Annotated in this window: 14 protein-coding genes (1 of these 14 only partly in view); 5 read left to right on the top strand and 9 right to left on the bottom strand. The window is 44.6% G+C overall.

Going from position 1 to position 19,858, the window contains the following annotated elements; genetic code table 11:
- The 3 genes from ITG09_09600 to speA form a co-directional block, all read right to left on the bottom strand.
- Nucleotides 1-5,061, bottom strand: the beginning of a protein-coding gene (locus ITG09_09600) for a retention module-containing protein (GenBank protein UPR50971.1). 26,964 nt of this gene lie to the left of the window's left edge; only the first 5,061 of its 32,025 coding nucleotides appear in the window; the start codon lies at nucleotides 5,059-5,061; the stop codon falls past the left edge of the window.
- A gap of 665 nt (nucleotides 5,062-5,726) precedes the next feature.
- Nucleotides 5,727-6,656, bottom strand: coding sequence for an agmatinase (gene speB / locus ITG09_09605; GenBank protein ID UPR50972.1), 930 nt, complete (start codon nucleotides 6,654-6,656; stop codon nucleotides 5,727-5,729).
- Nucleotides 6,656-8,545 (bottom strand): arginine decarboxylase, encoded by a 1,890-nt coding sequence (speA, locus tag ITG09_09610; GenBank protein UPR53622.1) that lies wholly within the window; start codon nucleotides 8,543-8,545, stop codon nucleotides 6,656-6,658. Before speA ends, speB begins: the two co-directional genes overlap by 1 nt.
- 442 nt (nucleotides 8,546-8,987) lie before the next feature.
- On the opposite strand from speA, the gene ITG09_09615 reads away from it, so the two are divergent.
- The 5 genes from ITG09_09615 to ITG09_09635 all read left to right on the top strand — a co-directional run bounded on the left by ITG09_09615 (nucleotide 8,988) and on the right by ITG09_09635 (nucleotide 15,342).
- Complete coding sequence (locus ITG09_09615; protein ID UPR50973.1) at nucleotides 8,988-9,692, top strand: class I SAM-dependent methyltransferase; 705 nt, start codon at nucleotides 8,988-8,990, stop codon at nucleotides 9,690-9,692.
- A gap of 245 nt (nucleotides 9,693-9,937) precedes the next feature.
- Entirely contained in the window at nucleotides 9,938-11,374 is a 1,437-nt protein-coding gene (locus ITG09_09620) for a coniferyl aldehyde dehydrogenase (GenBank protein ID UPR50974.1), read from the top strand.
- Nucleotides 11,371-11,949 carry a TetR/AcrR family transcriptional regulator gene (locus ITG09_09625; GenBank protein UPR50975.1) on the top strand — a complete coding sequence of 193 codons (579 nt, stop codon included), beginning with the start codon at nucleotides 11,371-11,373 and terminating at the stop codon, nucleotides 11,947-11,949. Before ITG09_09620 ends, ITG09_09625 begins: the two co-directional genes overlap by 4 nt.
- A gap of 465 nt (nucleotides 11,950-12,414) precedes the next feature.
- Nucleotides 12,415-13,989: an ABC-F family ATP-binding cassette domain-containing protein gene (locus ITG09_09630; protein ID UPR50976.1), complete on the top strand. Its 1,575-nt coding sequence runs from the start codon at nucleotides 12,415-12,417 to the stop codon at nucleotides 13,987-13,989.
- 114 nt (nucleotides 13,990-14,103) lie between these two features.
- Nucleotides 14,104-15,342 (top strand): protein kinase, encoded by a 1,239-nt coding sequence (locus tag ITG09_09635; GenBank protein UPR50977.1) that lies wholly within the window; start codon nucleotides 14,104-14,106, stop codon nucleotides 15,340-15,342.
- 103 nt (nucleotides 15,343-15,445) lie between these two features.
- Here the strand turns inward: ITG09_09635 and ITG09_09640 are convergent, their stop codons facing one another.
- The 6 genes from ITG09_09640 to thrS all read right to left on the bottom strand — a co-directional run bounded on the left by ITG09_09640 (nucleotide 15,446) and on the right by thrS (nucleotide 19,628).
- Nucleotides 15,446-15,883: a hypothetical protein gene (locus ITG09_09640; GenBank protein ID UPR50978.1), complete on the bottom strand. Its 438-nt coding sequence runs from the start codon at nucleotides 15,881-15,883 to the stop codon at nucleotides 15,446-15,448.
- Between the two features lie 40 nt (nucleotides 15,884-15,923).
- Nucleotides 15,924-16,241: an ASCH domain-containing protein gene (locus tag ITG09_09645; GenBank protein ID UPR50979.1), complete on the bottom strand. Its 318-nt coding sequence runs from the start codon at nucleotides 16,239-16,241 to the stop codon at nucleotides 15,924-15,926.
- Between the two features lie 209 nt (nucleotides 16,242-16,450).
- Nucleotides 16,451-16,804: a 50S ribosomal protein L20 gene (rplT, locus tag ITG09_09650; GenBank protein ID UPR50980.1), complete on the bottom strand. Its 354-nt coding sequence runs from the start codon at nucleotides 16,802-16,804 to the stop codon at nucleotides 16,451-16,453.
- Nucleotides 16,805-16,846: 42 nt separating this feature from the next.
- Nucleotides 16,847-17,041: a 50S ribosomal protein L35 gene (gene rpmI, locus ITG09_09655; protein UPR50981.1), complete on the bottom strand. Its 195-nt coding sequence runs from the start codon at nucleotides 17,039-17,041 to the stop codon at nucleotides 16,847-16,849.
- 104 nt (nucleotides 17,042-17,145) lie between these two features.
- A complete protein-coding gene (infC, locus tag ITG09_09660) occupies nucleotides 17,146-17,697 on the bottom strand; it encodes a translation initiation factor IF-3 (GenBank protein UPR53623.1) in 552 nt (183 codons plus the stop codon).
- Nucleotides 17,698-17,699: 2 nt separating this feature from the next.
- Entirely contained in the window at nucleotides 17,700-19,628 is a 1,929-nt protein-coding gene (gene thrS / locus ITG09_09665; GenBank protein ID UPR50982.1) for a threonine--tRNA ligase, read from the bottom strand.
- Between the last annotated feature and the right edge of the window lie 230 nt (nucleotides 19,629-19,858).

Consider the following 19,858-nt stretch of genomic DNA (forward strand, 5'->3'; position numbering starts at 1 on the left):
ATCGTTCTTATCTAAACCATCTACATGGTCTAACGCTTCAAGCAAGGTAAAGGTGTATTCGCCCAACGTACTTGTAGAGAAGGCAATAGTGAACACTGGAACTTCAGTGTTCGAACCGTTGGTAATAAAGCCTATGTAAGTTCCCGGATTAGCCGAATCTTCTTCTATCTCGACTGTAAAGCCATTCGATTTCAGTGCTCCACCGACATTGAACTCTGTTGGCTCAATTCGGAAATTCACTACGTCATCACTTTGGTTGGTGAACGAGATGGTCTCGGTCTGACTAACGGCACTGCCACTCGGCGTTGAACCATCGGCAAGTTGCGTTTCTGAGAGCGACACGCTCGGCACGGATTCGATCGTTGGGATATCACCATCTGTAATCGTCAGAGTCACTGTGGAAGTCAGTACGTCATTGTCTGAATCGCTTGAGGCCACCACTATCGATTTGACGATGTCTTCGCTAGACGTGTGGTCTAGATTACGGTTTGGTTCGAAGCGTACTTCACCTTCAAGAGTGATGAACAACTCACCTTCTGTGAAGCTAAATTGCTGCTCACCAGTGTCCGTTTGATCCAGTGTTCGAACTTGCCCGTCATAAGTAAACTGGGTAATGGTCGCACCGTCGGCACTTTGTTCCGGCATTACATCAATGGTATTGGTCGTGATTGTACCGTCTGCAAGGTTTGGCTCAGTGATATCTAACGTACCATCTTGCACGATTTGAACATCGTCACCGATGGTTACATTTAATTGAGACACTAATGAATCATCGCCATCGCTATCAACGGCGTAAACAGGCAGAGCAAAGCTCAGATCATTATTTGCCAAGCCATCTACATGGTCTAACGCTTCAAGCAAGGTGAAGGTGTATTGACCTAAGTTAGTATCCGAGAAACTAATCGTGAACACGTTGGTTTCAACGTTCGAACCATTAGTAACATAACCGATGTAGCCGCCCGGAGTGGTTGGATCGGCTTTCAGTTCGACTGCTAATCCGTTGGAAGTCAGAGCACCGCCAACATTGAACTCGGTTGGTTCAATTCGGAAACTGGTCACATCATCACTTTGAGTGGTGTAAGTAATGGTTTGAGTTGAGCTAACCGCGCTGCCGCTTGGTGCAGAGCCATCAATCAGATTGGTTTCCGACAAGTTCACTGTTGGTACATTATCAATGGTAGGGATATCACCATCGGTAATGGTCAGCGTTACGGTTGAGGTCAATACATCGTTATCGGAGTCACTAGACGTCACCACAATCGACTTCACGATGTCTTCGTTCAGCGTGTGGTCTAGATTACGATTAGGCTCAAAGCGCACTTCACCTTGAAGCGTGATGAACAGTTCGCCTTCCGTGAAGCTAAACTGTTGTTCGCCATTGTCATTTTGGTTAAGCGTTCGAAGTTGACCGTCATAAGTGAACTGAGTGATCGTCGCGCCATCGGCACTTTGATTTGGCATCACATCGACAGTACCAGTTGTCACTGTGCCATCAGCAAGATTCGGCTCAATGATATCTAACGTGCCATCTTGCATGATTTGAACATCATCGCCGATGGTGACACTTAACGGTGACATGATTGAATCATCGCCGTCACTGTCTACCGCATAAACAGGCAGATCAAAGCCGAGGTCGTTGTTACCTCGGGCGTCTTGATGATCCAAAGCCTCAAGAAGAGTAAAGGTATATTCACCTAATGTAGTGCTAGAGAAGCTAAGCGTAAATACCGTGGTTTCTACGTTCGTCGCACTGGTCGTAAAACCAATGTAGTCACCCGACCCTGCCGGATCTTCGCGCAACTCAACGGCTAAACCGTTCGATTTAAGATCGTCGTTAATATTGAATTCTGTTGGTTCAATACGGAAACGAACCACATCATCACTTTGATTGGTAAACGTGATGGTTTGAGTCGAGTTTACCGCGCTGCCACTTGGCGCAGAGCCATCACTGAGATTCATTTCAGAAAGAGTAACGCTCGGAATAACGTCAATCGTAGGGTTATCACCATCAGTGATTGTCAACGTTACGGTTGATGTCAGAGAATCATTATCAAAATCACTTGAAGTCACCACAATCGACTTCACGATGTCTTCGTTAACTGAATGGTCTAGGTCGCGGTTCGGCTCAAAGCGTACTTCACCTTCAAGGGTGATAAACAGTTCACCTTCCGTGAAGCTAAACTGCTGCTCGCCAGTGTCATTCTGATCCAGTGTTCGTAGTTGACCGTCATAGGCAAATTGAGTGATCGTCGCGCCATCGGCACTCTGATTTGGCATCACGTCAATGGTATTGGTCGTGATCGTGCCGTCTGCAAGGTTCGGTTCAACAATATCTAACGTACCATCTTGCATGACTTGGACATCATCACCGATGGTCACGTTAAGTTGAGACACCAATGAATCGTCACCGTCTGTGTCAACTGCATAAACAGGCAGTTCGAAGCTCAGATCGTTGTTATCTAAACCATCCACATGGTCTAACGCTTCAAGCAGAGTAAAGGTGTATTCGCCGAGCGTGGTTGCCGAGAAACTAATGGTGAACACTGGAACTTCAGCATTCGAGCCATCAGTGATAAAACCGATATAAGTGCCCGGATTAGCCGAGTCTTCTTTTATCTCAACCACAAAGCCATTCGATTTCAGTGCACCATCGATATTGAACTCGGTTGGCTCAATACGGAAACTCGCCACATCATCACTGCCTGCAGTAAAGGTAATTGTTTCAGTTGCGCTCACTGCACTTCCGCTTGGTGTAGAACCATCGGCAAGATCTGTTTCAGATAAAGTAACAGGTGGAATCAGATCTATAGTTGGGTTCTGACCATCGGTAATACTCAGCTCAAGTGTTGAGGTATCAGTATCTCCATCACCATCTTCAGCTAGAAATGAGAACTGTTTTACTATCGTTTCACTGCTTGAGTGGTCGATATCACGAGCGACTTCAAAACTGAAATCACCGTTTAATGAGATAGTGACGACACCCTCAGTAAAACTGAAAGTCTGGGGAGCATCGGGGAGCAGGCTTTGATCTAGTGAGTAATCAACACCATCATAGTTAAACGATTGAATTGTAGAGCCATCTGCGCCTTCGAAATTGAACAGGTTATACGAAACAATAGTATCGCCCGCTAAAGTTGGCTCAGTAACTGACTCAACCTTATCAACGAGCTCAACAACATCATCTGTGACATTGACGAGAATCTCAGCAGCTTCTGGTGTGTTCGAACCTCCGGACAGTGCAGAGCTATCTCCATCCGCATCAACGGCATAAATAGGCAGAGCAAAAGTCAACAACGCGTCTTCAGCACCTTGGTGAGAAAGCTCTTCGTACAGAGTGAATTCATAGTTCCCCAATGACGGACTATCAACTTTAACGTCAAAGACAGTAATTCGAGAACCATTGACTTCAACGTAGCCTTCGTAAGTTCTTACACCGTTAGTTTCATCAATAAGCTCAAGCAATACGGCTTCGCCATTAGACGTTAAAGAGCCACTAGTATTAAACTCCGTAGGTTCAAGCTCGTAATGATCGATGATGTCGCTTTCAAAAATATCGGCAGTAATACTTCCGCTACCCGCTACGGGCGCGGTTCCCTCTTGAGAACCACCAACAATACCAGCTTCATCAACATCAATACTGTCAACATTGGTCACAACCGGGCTATCGCCATCAGTAATTTCAATGTTAATGGTATTGGTTACAACATCTTGGTCGAAATCGGTAATCGTGATCGGTAAATCGAACGTCAGTGAATCGGAGCCCACTTGTTCTATTGGATTAAACTGCTCGAATTTATAAGTACCATCGGTATCTAGTGAGATAGTAAGAACAACCTCACCTCGACCTTGGATGGACAGAGTAATCGTTGTTCCATCATCAGATAGCCTTGCAAGCGTGTTTTGATTATCACTGAGCAACCCATCAAACTGGTCCAGTGCACTTGCATCAAATACGGCTGATTGAAGGTTATCACTACCAATATTAGAGAACGTGCCTTCGATTGCTGCGCTGCTAGTTTCAACGTTAGTGATATTGACACTTTCAGCAGACGGATCGACCCCATCAACCACGGCAACTTGCACATTGATTGGTGTTGCTAATGGGTTTCCTGCAGTGTCTTCACCTTGAATATCAAAAGTGATGTTAATTTGATCGCCTGTATAGGAAACCTGTCCACCACCGACAGACGTTACATGATCAATTGGTTGAGAAATCGTTGTGGTCAGTGAAAGCTCAACGTTGTTGCCAACACTAACAACATCGATGTCGATGCGTAGTACTTCACCGGTGCCTTGAACACCAATGATTGAGTTCGTCGCCGCATCATAAGTAAACGTAACGGGTTGACCACTCGAGGTAATATCACTGTTTAGTTCATTGAGTAGTGAAGCGAGGGACAGTGTTTCTGGAGCGAAAGAGCCAGGGGCGAGCGCTAAGCTACCAGCAATAATCGTTTCGGTAGTTGTAATAGATTGGGGATAGGTATTACCAGATATGGATCCTTCAGTGAGCATTTCATTGATTGACTGACCGCCCGATGGGCGAGTAATTGATCTAAATTCTTCTCTATCTTCGTCAACGGTTTGATCATCTAAACCTGCGGTTTCAAAGAATGTCGATGGCTGAGTCTGTGTGTAGTTGTAATCAATAGTGACAAAGCCGGCGTTTGCAGAACCTTCTCCGCCACCAGCCGCCGTTGCCTCTAATATTTGGGTTGGGTCGGCACCACCCAAAATTGCATCTTGGATAGCAGCAAGGTCATCGTCGGTAAAGGTTCCGGCGTCCGCTTGCTCTAGGTCAAAACTGACTTCACCTGCAATTGGGGCTTCTGACCACGCAATATTATTATCAACACAACCGACACAATTCTCGCCAACTGGAATAGCAGCGTTTTGGACACCCAATAGAACTTCAGATCCGTTCGAAGTAATAACGATCTCATTTGCACGGATAGTATCGCCAACTGAAATCTTTCTTACACTGCCGTCAGGCTTAACTACGACAACATCCCCACTCACAGCTTCAACTACAGCAGCCTGGCGCGAAACTTCAATATCCATACATCCCCCGTTGTCACAAAACACTACTCTTAAGCGCTGTGAAAATTATTGGTAATAGCAATTTCAGGTTTCAATTGAATACATACTTTAACTCTCATCAATGGCAATCCATTGTTACGCTCAACCGGCTTGAAAAGAGAAAAGTATTTCACCTGTTTTTTTATATTTTACTTACTCTTAAGACTAGTCTTCCCCATAAAAAATGCCATGTCTGTGCTAAGGGGCGTCTTTTCACAAATCGAGGTATTCTTATTGGAGTTTGAAAAACTTAGTTAAAAGTTAGTATGGCGCTGATTTATATGCAAATAAATTCACAACGTAATTGCACCTTTTCATTTTATAAATATATACAGTAATAAAGTTGATAAATCATTAACGAATACAGGGCATTAATCGAGGGTAACTATAAGTCCACACCAAAGCAGAAGCCATTCCTATTTATGAGACGCTAGCTAGAGGATAGATAGTGGAATTTGAATAAAAACAATAAAATAAGTTGCATAAACCCCATCTACTCAAATTTCAACCAGCCGATAAGTTACTACTACCCACTTCAATTTGGTCACAAGTTCTTTTCTGGAAGTAAAAAACCAAAAAGCCCACTAAGTTAAACCTTAGTGGGCTTTTGAATCAGTATGCAGCGCTATGATGTTAGTTGTATAAGATTATGATTTAGCGAGGCGATTTGCAGTCCAAACGTAAAGTAGCTCAAGAGCAATCGTCGCACCAGCCAATGCGGTAATCTCGCTTTGGTCATACGCTGGAGAAACTTCTACAACGTCCATACCAACCATGTTAATACCCTGTAGGCCACGGATGATTTTCAACACTTTATCTGAGTTCAAACCACCACACACTGGCGTACCAGTACCCGGCGCAAAAGCAGGATCCAGACAATCGATATCAAACGTTAGGTAAACTGGCTTATCACCAACAATACCTTTCACTTGAGCAATGATCTCGTCCACACTCATGTCATTCGCTTGCATCGCATTAATGACATTGAAGCCGTGACCTTCTTGCTTATACTCAGTACGAATGCCGATCTGCACCGAGTGTTCTGGCGAGATAAGGCCTTCGTTTGGTGCATGGTAGAACATGGTGCCGTGGTCGTAACGGCTGCCTTGGTTGTACGTGTCAGTATGTGCGTCGAAGTGAATCAATGCCATCTCACCGTACTTCTTACCATACGCTCTTAGCAAAGGCAGTGTAATGAAGTGATCGCCCCCTAAACCTAGCAATGTTTTACCACTGCTTAAGATCGCATCAGCCGCCGCTTCTAAACGCTGAGTTAGGTCTTCTGCATCACCACAGTCAAACACAAGATCGCCAGCATCAATCACTGAGGTATGTGCAAATACATTGAAGTCCCAAGGGAATTTTTTGCCTTCCCACGCCAAGTTCACAGAAGCACGGCGAATCGCATCAGGCCCCATACGAGCCCCCGGTCGACCTGACGTAGCCATATCTAACGGCGCGCCCAGCACAACCACATCAGCATCATTGTCGATTGGATTCTGCACCAATGGACGACGCATAAACGTCATTGCATTGGAGTACAGCGAGTAATCTGGTTTAGTAAATAGATCGTTCATTAAAAATCCTCAAGATAGGTGTAACCCATCAAGCCTTGCTCTAACTCTTCAAGTACGCTTTGTTGCTCTTGATCTGGTACTTTCGCCGTGACCAAATCTTTGTAGTTCTGACGAATCAGATCCGTATCGATGTGAACATAACGCATCATGTCTTCAACCGTATCGCCTTCATTGATGTAGTCGATATTCGCTTGACCACTTTCATCAACATTCACAACGACACTGTGGGTATCACCAAATAGGTTATGCATATCACCCAAGATCTCTTGGTATGCCCCTACTAAGAAAAAGCCCATCAGGTATGGTTCATCTGGGTTCCATGCAGGAACTGGCAGAGTCGTTTCAATACCTTGACCGTCAACGTACTGATCAATCGTACCGTCAGAGTCACAGGTGATGTCCAATACCACAGCGCGTCGCTCGTCCGCATTATCCAAACCACTTAGAGGCAACACAGGGAACACCTGATCGATACCCCAAGCATCTGGCAACGATTGGAACAACGAGAAGTTAACGAAGAACTTATCAGCCAAACGCTCGCTCAACTCATCCAGGATAGGACGGTGGTAGCGGTTCTTAGTGCTCATTCGAGAGCTAAGTTCGTAGTTAATACGCAAAGACATCTGTTCTGCCCAAGCACGGTGCTGAAGGTTTAGCATGCCTGTCGCAAATTGGTTGTGTGCTTCTGCGATATCACTTTGCGTGTCGTTGTAGATCTCAATCAACGCTCGGTCATCATTACCTGCATCTAGCTCTAAGAAATTCTTCCACATGTTGTTTAGCAACATTGGTGCATCTGCTTCTGGCGCCGCCATGTCTTCTGGCGAGTAGCTTTCAGTACCGATCACGTTAGTCACTAGTACTGCATGGTGCGCAGTCAGTGAACGACCAGATTCCGAAATAATCACAGGTTGTGGCTGATTGTAGAGCTTACAAATATCTCCTACTGTCATCACGATGTTACGAGCGTACTCAAGCAAGCCGTAGTTCATTGAGTTTGAAGATTGGCTGCGTGTGCCGTCGTAATCGACTGCTAAACCGCCGCCAACATCTAAGAACTTCAGTTGAGCGCCAATATCGCGCAGTTCACAGTAAAAACGAGCTGCTTCACTCACACCATTTCGCACATCACGAATGTTCGCCATTTGCGAACCAAGGTGGAAATGTACTAGCTCTAGAACATCCAACTGGTCTTCAGCTTTCAAACGTTCGATAACAGTAAGCACTTGTGATGCAGACAGACCGAACTTCGACTTCTCACCACCACTTGCTTGCCATTTACCCGCGCCTTGAGAAGCAAGACGGATACGTAAACCCAAACGAGGTTTCACGCCAAGCGCTTTCGCTTCAGAAAGAACAAGATCAAGCTCTGACAGCTTCTCTAGAACGATAAATACTTTATGACCCAACTTTTCGCCAATCAGCGCAAGACGGATGTATTCTCTGTCTTTGTAACCGTTACATACGATCACAGAGCTCGCTTTTTGAGCCAACGCCAATACTGCCAATAGTTCAGGTTTGCTGCCCGCCTCTAGTCCTAGCTGCTTTTGCTCTAATTGGGCTTGGCTCGCTAAGATCTCATCAACCACTTCTTTTTGCTGGTTAACTTTAATCGGATAAACAAGCAGGTAACGGTTGTCGTACTGATATTCGTCGATCGCTTGGTTAAATGCGTTACAGATATTGTGCACACGTTGATGCACTATTTGAGGAAAACGCACAAGAGCAGGCAAACCAATATTTCGCTGCTCTAACTGTTTTACGATCTGACTAAGCGGAACTTGATGATCGGTTTCGCTCGGTGAAACATACACCTCGCCGTTATCATCAATTCCATAAAAACCTTGGCTCCAGTGCTTTACATTATACTCAGCACGGATGCGTTCCAAATTAACCGAATTTTCCAATTCTAGAGACCTCACACTATAGGGCCATCGACAGAAGATACCTCATTGGAATAGCGAGGTATAACCCAACAAAAAACGTTCAAAAACGATTTGTTGGCTGCATTAACCGATATTATTAAGAGTGAGTCCAACCATTGATATTTGTGGTTACGATTACGTTTTTTTATCGACAGATCGACTTAAAGTGACAACTAAGGAATTACAAGGTTTTAGGGCAAAAAACAGACTGAAGTGCATTAAAAATAAAGCACTTTCTAACAAAAAATCAGGTGAATAGAATAGCAATGACGCCTAGAATTCTTAGCTAATTTGGTGATGTTAAGTCAAGGTTGTGACAAATATCTGCACTTCCCTATCACAACTCTCGCTATCACCAAGATAGTCAGTATCCTGTTTTTCCATACCTATTGATGAGTGTTAAATCATGTCCGAAATGTACACCACCTACGCAAAGCAATACGACTCTGCTGCTCGCGATAATATTTATAATGCCCTGTTAGAACGCCCATCAACCATAGCCTTACTAGACGATGTGAAAGGGCTCGATATTGTCGACCTTGGTTGCGGCTCAGGTATCTACGCACAGTGGTTTATCGACCAAGGTGCCAACAAAGTCACGTGTACCGACCTGTCTCAAGATATGGTTGACCTAGTGAACGGAAAACAAATCCCCAATGTGACCGCATACGCGCAAGATGCTGCTCTTGGTTTACCCAAGGAAGCTGATAACAGCGCTGATGTCATCGTGTGCCCGTTGGTGCTGCACTACATTGAAGATCTAAATCCTGTCTTTGATGACGTTTATCGCGTTTTGAAACCGGGCGGCTACATCGTGTTTTCCACTCATCACCCTTTTGCGGATTTTGAGTGCACCCTTTCAGGTAACTACTTTGAGCGCGAATTCATTCAAGAAGAGTGGAACACGGTCGGCACACCCGTTCAGGTAAGCTTCTATCGCCGTTCATTAACCGAGCTTTGCCAAGCTGTCAGCCAATCTGGCTTGCTGATTTCACAAATCACTGAAGGCACAATCGACGAGAAAGCCAAAGCCATCTCTGAAGAAACGTACGAGCGCTTATCGAAAAATGTTAACTTCATCTTTATGCGTTGCGAGAAAATCTCAGCCTAACCCGTAAGCAAATCGCGTGTGCCTTTAACTTTAACTTTAACTACACCAAAGGCACACGATCACTTCTCGCAAACCTATCATTTATTCCTCAAGACCAACCTTTCCGTTGTTGCGCCCACTTAACTAAACCGTCAGTTCATTGCACAAAAATTAAACTTTTCTCGCACATACCTTGAATTCGATTCGATCTTCTTGTAATTTTAACTGACCAACCAATCGGTCAGCTTTCGAATTTAGGGAATACTATGAGCCATAATCTAGACCTTGAACCAAACACGTCGAGCACCAACGACATGGATCAAATATTCAACCGACAACAAGATCACTACCGTAGTAATGTTAATCCTACGCTTGAGCAGAGAAGAAAAAATCTCTCCACCTTAAAAGCATTACTAATACGCTACCAAGGGCAATTGATTGAAGCGGTATCTGAAGATTATGGCCATCGAGCAAAGCACGATAGCTTAATTGCTGACGTCACCCCTTCTCTGCACCAAATCAATTACAGTGATAAAAACCTTAAGAAGTGGTTGAAGCCTTCACGCCGTAAAGCAGGCTTGATGTTAACCCCAGCTAAAATCACTGTTCACTATCAGCCAATAGGTGTTGTCGGCATTATTGTGCCTTGGAACTTTCCTGTCATGCTCTCTTTAGGGCCCCTTATCACGGCGTTGGCGGCAGGTAATACTGCAATGCTCAAGATGTCTGAGTTCACTCCAGCGACAAACCGAGTTTTGAAAGCGATGTTGGCCGAAGGTTTTAACGACGATCAGGTTGCGATTATCGAAGGTGAAGCGGATGTTTCCGCGAAGTTTAGCCAACTGCCGTTTGACCATATCCTTTTCACAGGCTCAACCGCTGTGGGTAAACACGTCATGAGAGCTGCGGCTAACAACTTAACACCAGTTACCTTAGAATTAGGCGGCAAATCTCCAACCATCATTGCTCCTGACTTTGATGTGGCTGACGCTGTTGAACGCATCCTGTTTGCAAAAAGCTTAAACGCAGGTCAGATTTGTGTAGCTCCCGATTACATCCTATTACCACGAGAAAAAGTCGATGCATTCATTACGGCTTATAAGCGTTACTTCCACAAGCTATATAAAGACGGTATCGAGAGCAAAGATTTAACCTCAGTGATCGATATGCGTCAGTACAATCGTTTGAAGGGTGTAATTGCAGATGCTCAATCTAAAGGCGCGGTTATTCACACGGTAACCGAACAAGCACAAGACGATGTGAACCACAGAATGACGCCGCACCTTCTCACCGAAGTTAACGACGACATGGTCGCGATGCAAGAAGAGTTGTTTGGTCCTGTTCTGCCTATCGTGCCTTATGATTCTATTGAAGAAGCGATAAGTTACATCACCACAAGAGAGCGTCCACTTGCGCTGTACCTAATGAGTCACGACAAGAAAACCCAAAACAGATTCCTATCGGAAACTCACTCAGGCGGCGTTTGTATCAATGACTCTTTGGTGCATGTGGCAGCGGAAGACGCACCGTTTGGTGGTATTGGCCCTTCAGGCATGGGACACTACCACGGTATTGAAGGCTTCAAGACATTTAGCCATGCAAAAACCGTGTTGACTCGAGGCAAGATCAACTTCACTAAGTTGATGCACCCTCCATACAACAACCCAATCAAGAAAATGATGTTCAAAGTACTGAATCGATGATTACAAAAAGGCAAAAAATCCTAGATGCTGCGCTCTTGCTCTTCTCTCAGCAAGGGCTAGAGGGCACATCTACTGGGCAAATAGCGAAAACAGCCGGCGTGGCAAAAGCGACGTTGTTCCACCACTTCGAGAACAAATCTCTATTGATTGATGAACTGTTTCGCGAGCTGAAGCTAGAGCTATTCTCGACCCTTCAACCGCACACTAATGTGGCAGTAGAAGATCGCTACCAAGCCTTTAAGTTCATGTGGATCACAGGGATTGAGTGGGCATTAGAAAATCCGGTTGCGATGAAGTTCTTTACCAATGTTCATTTCGACCCAACAACTCAAACTCGAGAAGTGATTGTTTCACAGATGTTCGCATCGCTAGACGAGATCATTTTGAAAGGGCAAGAAGATGGTGAATTGATGGTGTTAGACATTAACCTTGTTAGACACTTCATCCATAGCCACTTTCTGATTTGTGCAAACTGGCTGATTGAACAAAGCGAGTCTCCACCAGAGCAAACATCGAAGTACATCAACGATAGCTTTGATATGTGTTGGCGAGCCGTTGGTGGGCAAATACAATAGACCTTCTGCTCTCTAGATTCTCCGCTATCAAGTAATTAAAGCGTCACACAGGCGCTTCAATTATTTGGATACATCTTAATCACATCACCATATTGACTTTAAGCACCCTCTTTCAGTAACATCCCACCATCATTTCAAAAGAGAATAACGCCATAATGAAGTACTAACATCCTGACATCCGATTTATTTTTATAAAAATCATTTGGACACTCGGGGTTAGTGGGCGTTACTTCGTCATCTATTTTCGCGACAAATCAAGTTCCTAAAGATCCGTATTTTGACAACATGTATCTTGCAGAACTGTACCTCAAAGACAGAAATTATCTCAGCACAGCTTTTCTATCTTTGATTGGTCATCTACCTAAGTAACGTCTTGGCGATCTATTCTTAGACTCCTATGTTGGAGTCTATGTAGAAAAGCGCCTCACCCCTTTTACTCGTTTACACGTAAAGGGAGGTATTTCTATGCCTACTATATTAGCCAACAATCTCTCATTCCAACTTGATACTGGTGAGTGGTTATTCAAAGACATCACCTTTAATTTGAGCACTCGCCTCACCGGCCTCGTAGGAAGAAATGGAGCTGGAAAGTCACTATTGCTTTCGTTACTGGTCGGGCAAACACAACCCACATCAGGCAGTGTTTCCAGACAAGGCTCGATCGGCTTTTACTCCCAGTTACCTTCAAAGCTACTGGATAGCGCAACCAGCATTGCTGACTTCTTGGGGATCACCGAAAAGTTAGACGCATTACACGCCATAGAACAAGGCAGCTGCGAACTTCAGCACTTCAATATCGTTGGCGAGGATTGGGATTTACAAGCGAACACAAAGCAACTTTTAGCCACATTAAAAATAACCAGTGGGTTGACCACGCCGTGCCATACATTGAGCGGTGGGCAACTCGCCCTTTTACAGCTTCATCGGTTATTTACATCAAACCACGACATACTGATTCTCGACGAACCTTCAAACCATTTGGATAACGATGGACGTAATTGGTTACTAGAGCAGTGCCAGTTGTTTGAAGGCAAAGTGCTTGTCGTCAGTCACGATCGAAGCTTATTGAGACACATGGAAGGGATCTATCACCTCAACAGTTTGGGCATGCGTTTCTACAAAGGGAATTACGATGATTACCTCACGCAAATGTCGAGTCAAAGTAAAGCACTGGACAAGCAGATAACGCATCATCTATCGGAAAAGAAACGACTCGAACGCCAAGCTCAAACTAACAAGGAAAAAGCTCAACAACGTGAGTCTCAAGGTAACCGACTCCGAAAATCGGGTAGCCAACCCAAGATATTATTGGATGCAATGAAAGATAAAGCAGGACGAACCCAAGGCGCATCGGCCACAAGCCACAAGAACTTAAAGGATCAAAACCAACATAAACTTCAATCTCTTAAAGAACAACAAGAACATCTGAAGCCACAAGCGTTGTACCTACAACAAGCGAATCGTTCTAAAAAACACTCACTATTAACCGTTGAAAAGTGTCGCCTAAATTTTGGTTCTGGTGCTCCTATTAGCTTCTCTCTATCACAAGGGGAACGATGTTATCTAACCGGGGCGAATGGGTGCGGGAAATCGACGCTATTAAAAGCCATTCACGGCCAACACTCGAACTATACCGGCTCCATTAAACGCTTAGGGGCCACTGTATACTTGGATCAACACTTTGGCCTGTTAAACGCCAACGACACTATGTTCGATAGCTTGATGACACACAGCTTTGGGTTAACAGAGAGTGACGCACGAACCTTGTTGGCTGGAATAGGGTTCAGGCGAGACTCCGTATACCGAAAAGTGGCACATTTAAGTGGTGGTGAAAAAATGAAACTGGCGATGTTGATCGTTAGCCACAAGCAAGACTCCCCGCTTCTATTACTCGATGAACCGGACAACCACCTAGACATCGACTCAAAGCAAATATTGGCGTCGGCTTTACGTGACTATCAAGGCGCGTTCATCCTAGTCAGTCATGACGCGGATTTTGTTGAGGAGGTCGGCGTAAGCCAAAATCACATACAGCTTTAAACTTCGTCGATTCGTTCAATGAACTTAGTTAGGCGAGCATCGTTCCGGTGCTCGCCTTTCTCGGTTGAGACAAGTACACTACGCGCCTCGAACATCTACTCATAAGGCTAAGGTTTGCATACTCTAGAACAATTAAAATCAGGGCAACTAAAAGGTATTAAGCGCTTAAAACTGTCAGAAGGTCTCACCGAATTTCCACTAGAGATCTTAGAGCTCGCCGATTCACTAGAGATTCTGGATCTTTCAGGGAATCAGTTATCGGAGCTTCCACAAGAGTTAACACAGCTAACTAATCTGCGTATTATCTTTGCGTCGAATAACCTATTTACGCACCTTCCTGATGTTCTTGGTTCGCTTCCTAAGCTTGAAATGGTTGGCTTTAAGACCAACCAAATCAAAACCGTGAGCGAAGAGTCCCTACCCGCTCAATTGCGCTGGTTGATCCTGACCGACAATGCCATCGAAGTTCTGCCTAACTCGCTGGGTGAAAGACCACGACTGCAAAAACTGGCACTCGCAGGCAACCAACTTCGTACTTTGCCTGAGAGTATGAAAAAGCTATCCAACCTCGGACTGGTTCGATTATCTGCAAACCAACTGACTGAATTCCCAGAGTTCCTTATTAAGCTTCCGAAACTAGCTTGGTTAGCGTTTGCGGGTAATCCGTTTTGTAAACACCCTAGCAGCTTAGATAGCGTGCCTGCGGTGAGTTCGCAATGTTACTCATTGAATCAAGTGCTTGGTCAAGGTGCTTCAGGCGTGATCTCTCATGCAAGCTGGCTAAATAGCGATTTTGATTTCCCTCAGGAAGTAGCAGTTAAAGTATTCAAAGGCGAAGTGACAAGCGATGGTTACCCACATGATGAACTGGAAGCGTGTCTTCAAGCTGGTCACCATAGCAACCTAGTGAAGTCTATCGCCCAAGTGGACGAGCAAGATTACCTCTCGTTGGTGATGGAGCTTATCCCAAGCAGCTATTACAACCTAGGCTTGCCACCGACACTCGAGACTTGCACCCGTGATACTTTCCCAGAAGGTTTCGAACTTCCAATCGCGCAAATCGACAACATCGTTACTCAAATGATTAATGTATTTAATCACCTACACGACAACAAGGTTTGTCACGGTGACTTGTATGCGCACAACACCCTAGTCAATGAGCAAGGCCAAATGATCTTTGGTGATTTTGGCGCAGCGACTATCTACGGTTACCTAACAGAAGAGCAGCAACAAGGCATTCGACGCATCGAAGCTCGCGCTCTCAAGTACTTTATTGAAGACCTATTAACGGTTTGCTCTACTGAAGAGATAGATTCAGAACTGTACAAGAAACTTGAAAACTATCACGCATAAGCGCTACCAAGCCTAAGTATTCAATCAAGGTTCGACAGAAATGAAAAAGCTAACGTTTGTCGTTAGCTTTTTTGCTTTTGGATCTAGATGAGTCAAACCAGAATTAACTAGCTTCCACCTGAACAAGCTTAAGGTAAGAGTGAAGCTCTTGGTTTTTATATTCCACTGCTGAGTGGATATTCAAGTCTTTACATGCAACCGCATCAAACTGGTAACGATTGTCACCTTTACTGATTTCAACTTGCAGCAACCCGCCCTTCAGCAGCCAATGACCTTGAGTTTCAAACCGGTCAAACAAACGGTATTCCGTTAGGCTACCATCCGAATGGAAGTGAACCTCAGTAATGTACCCTGCTGGGCAACTTTTTACCCAAGTACGCCCTAAGACATCCTCTACAACAAAGTTTCTTTTGCTCTCGCACCACTTTAAATAATCGGCGCTCTCGCTCAAGTCACTGTCTAAGTCGTGTTTATCCAGTAACTTTTGCTCTTGCTGTTCGCGGCAGTAAAGTTGAAGCAGTGTCTGTTGGTTATCACTCATTAATCGCCATTCCTAGCTAGTTAATCCAATCCAATAAGACTTAATCGACCAACTCATAAGAAACAACGTAAAGCTCAGAGATCCCAGGGTAGATGTCTTGAATTACGCCCTTCAGAACGTCTAACGTCATGTTCTCTTGCTGAGCATGGAACTCACCCAGTTCATCAAACAAGATTGGTTCTACGCTGATGATCTTAAGATTACAGAACACACGTCCTTGCTCTAGCGTTGAAACTTCCACAACGCTACCTGGTTGGTAGTCGCGCTCAGATTCATCGCGAATAGTAATCGTCTTCTTGCCAGAAAGGATATCGGTTTCAAAACGTTCGAAGAACGTCATAGTGGTAGGTGCGCTCATTTATTCGGTCGCTTAACATTTAGAGGTTAGGTAGATGTTTATATACCAGAATGCTTGTTCAAGCGAATAAAAATTAGATGCGGAAGTTCATCTCGTCATTCCCAAGACTGACGAAGGAAGGAGTTGGGAGTCTTTAAAAGCCAAATAGCAGGCAATAAAAAAGGAGAACCGAAGTTCTCCTTTTCTTAAACCTTTAAGCTAACTCTAAATTATAGAGATGCTTTCGCTTTTTCAACTAGAACAGCAAATGCTGCTTTGTCGAATACTGCGATGTCAGCAAGAATCTTACGGTCGATCTCGATAGATGCTTTCTTAAGGCCATTGATGAAACGGCTGTAAGATAGACCATTTTGACGAGATGCCGCGTTGATACGTGCAATCCAAAGTTGACGGAATTGACGTTTCTTGTTGCGACGGTCACGGTAAGCGTATTGACCAGCTTTGGTAACTGCTTGGAAAGCTACGCGGTAAACACGTGAACGTGCTCCGTAGTAACCTTTAGCTTGTTTTAGAACTTTCTTATGACGTGCACGAGCTTGTACACCACGTTTTACGCGAGGCATTATGCTTCTCCTAAACTAAACGAATTTATAAACTAAAAAGAATTAAGCGTATGGCATCATACGTAGAACTTGAGCAACTTCACATTTAGGAAGGATCGAGTTCGGACGAAGCTGACGCTTGTTCTTAGTAGTACGCTTAGTCAGGATGTGACGTTTACCAGCGTGCTTAAACTTAATACCACCAGCAGTTTTCTGGAAACGCTTAGCAGCACCTTTGTTGGTTTTCATCTTAGGCATGATGAATAACTCCGCATTGTTGAGTTGTTAATAACATAGTAATTAGGGCGAATAAAACCCCGCAACCTGAGGCTGCAGGGTTTAATTACTTGCAAAGCCGTTAATTACTTCTTTTTAGGGGCCAACACCATGATCATCTGGCGACCTTCAATTCTCGTTGGGAAAGATTCGACAACTGCAAATTCTTCAGTATCTACTTTCAAACGATTAAGAACGTCAACACCGATTTCTTGGTGAGCCATTTCGCGGCCACGGAAGCGAATTGTTACCTTCACTTTGTTGCCGTCTTCAAGGAAACCAGTCAGGTTGCGTAGTTTTACCTGATAGTCTCCAATATCAGTTCCAGGTCGGAATTTAATTTCCTTGATCTGAACCTGCTTTTGCTTTTTCTTCTGCTCTTTCGCAGCTTTGCTCTTCTCGAAGAGGAACTTACCGTAGTCCATCACACGACAAACTGGCGGCTCGGCGTTAGGGCTGATCTCTACAAGATCCATACCAGCTTCATTTGCAGCTTCCATCGCTTCAGCGATTGTTACTACACCAACAGCTTCGCCGTCTGCGCCAGTTAGACGCACTTCACGAACGCCACGAATGTCACCGTTTAAACGGTGCTGGTTTTGTTTGGCCGGTTGTTGGCCACGTCTTCCGCCTTTAATAGCTATTCCTCCAGATTGAGCTTACGGCTTGAAACCTCGGCTTGGATGTATGAAATAAAGTCATCCACTTTAAATTTGCCAAGGTCCTTACCTTTACGTGTACGTACTGCAATTTCGCCGGCTTCCATTTCTTGGTCACCACACACAAGCATGAACGGTACACGTTTCAAAGTATGTTCGCGGATTTTAAAGCCAATCTTCTCATTTCTCAAGTCTGCTTTGACTCTAAATCCACTTTTTTGCAGTTTTTTCGCAATTTCTTGTACATATTCAGACTGTTTGTCTGTAATGCCCATAACAATTGCTTGTTCTGGCGCCAACCACGTTGGGAAGAAGCCAGCGTATTCTTCAATAAGAATACCGATGAAGCGTTCTAGTGAACCTAAAATCGCGCGGTGAATCATAACTGGCGTGTGACGCTCGTTATCTTCACCTACGTAAGTTGCACCTAAACGCTCTGGTAATGCAAAATCGAGCTGCACTGTACCACATTGCCATGCGCGGTCCAAACAATCATGCAAAGTAAATTCAATCTTAGGTCCGTAGAACGCACCCTCGCCTTCTTGAATCTCGTATGCAATGTCCATTGCCTCTAGCGCTTGCTTAAGGTCAGCCTCTGCACGGTCCCACATTTCGTCTGAACCTACACGCTGTTCTGGACGAGTAGATAGCTTAACAACAATGCTTTCGAAGCCGAAAGTTGTGTAAGTATCGTAAACCATTTCAATACAAGCTTTAACTTCTTGTTGAACTTGGTCTTCAGTACAGAATACGTGAGCATCATCTTGAGTGAAGCCACGAACACGCATAATGCCGTGAAGTGCGCCAGACGGCTCGTTACGGTGACATGAGCCGAACTCAGCCATACGTAGCGGTAGATCACGGTAAGATTTCAAACCTTGGTTGAAGATTTGAACGTGACCAGGACAGTTCATTGGCTTGATAGCGTATTCACGGTTCTCTGAAGAAGTAGTAAACATCGCTTCAGCGTACTTATCCCAGTGACCAGAGCGTTCCCAAAGAACACGGTCCATCATTAATGGGCCTTTAACTTCTTGATAATCGTACTCAGTCAGTTTTTGACGAATAAATACTTCTAGCTCACGGAAGATAGTCCAACCATTGTGATGCCAGAACACCATGCCTGGTGCTTCTTGCTGCATGTGGAATAGATCTAAGTGCTTACCGATTTTACGGTGGTCACGTTTAGCCGCTTCTTCTAGGCGCACTAGGTGAGCCTTAAGCGCTTTCTTATCGTGGAATGCAGTGCCGTAGATACGTTGAAGCATCTTGTTGTCACTGTTACCACGCCAGTAAGCACCCGCTACGTTAAGTAGCGTGAAGTGTTGGCAGAAGCCCATATGTGGAACGTGTGGACCACGACACATATCGATGTATTCTTCATGATGGTACAGGCCTGGACGATCGTCTTTAGAAACGTTCTCATCCAAGATTTCGATTTTGTAAGTCTCGCCGCGAGCTTCGAATGCGTCACGCGCTTCCTGCCAGCTAACTTTCTTCTTAACAACCTGGTACTTGGTCTTCGCTAGCTCTTTCATACGCTTTTCAATCTTTTCTAGATCTTCTTGCGTTAGAGAGTGCTCAAGGTCGATATCGTAGTAGAAACCGTTATCGATGGTAGGACCGATCGCCATTTTCGCTTCTGGAAAAAGCTGCTTAATCGCGTGACCTAAAAGGTGAGCACAAGAGTGACGAACGATCTCAAGGCCATCAACTTCATCTTTAGCAGTGATGATTTCTAGGCTTGCATCGTTTTCGATAAGATCACAAGCATCAACACGCTCGCCGTCTACACGACCAGCAATGGTTGCTTTCGCAAGGCCAGGACCGATTGATAGGGCAACATCTAGAGTTGATACAGGGTTGTCAAATTGACGCTGACTACCGTCAGGAAGAGTAATAATTGGCATTATTTGTCCTTTACAGTGGTGTTGCACACCAAGCAACACATGAAAATGTTTAATATATGTTTTTCAACCAACAAGTATGTTGATCGGAGATATATGCATAATAAAGATACCCACATAGAAGCAAATACAGATGCCCCATTTGTGAGTAGCCGAACATTGTAACGAAATTATATGAAATGACAATGACAGAGAGAGCCTCTCGACTCTCCCATAGGCCCAATAGATGAGAT

The organism is Vibrio cyclitrophicus, assembly GCA_023206055.1.
In the GTDB taxonomy this organism is placed as follows: Bacteria; Pseudomonadota; Gammaproteobacteria; order Enterobacterales; family Vibrionaceae; genus Vibrio; species Vibrio cyclitrophicus_A.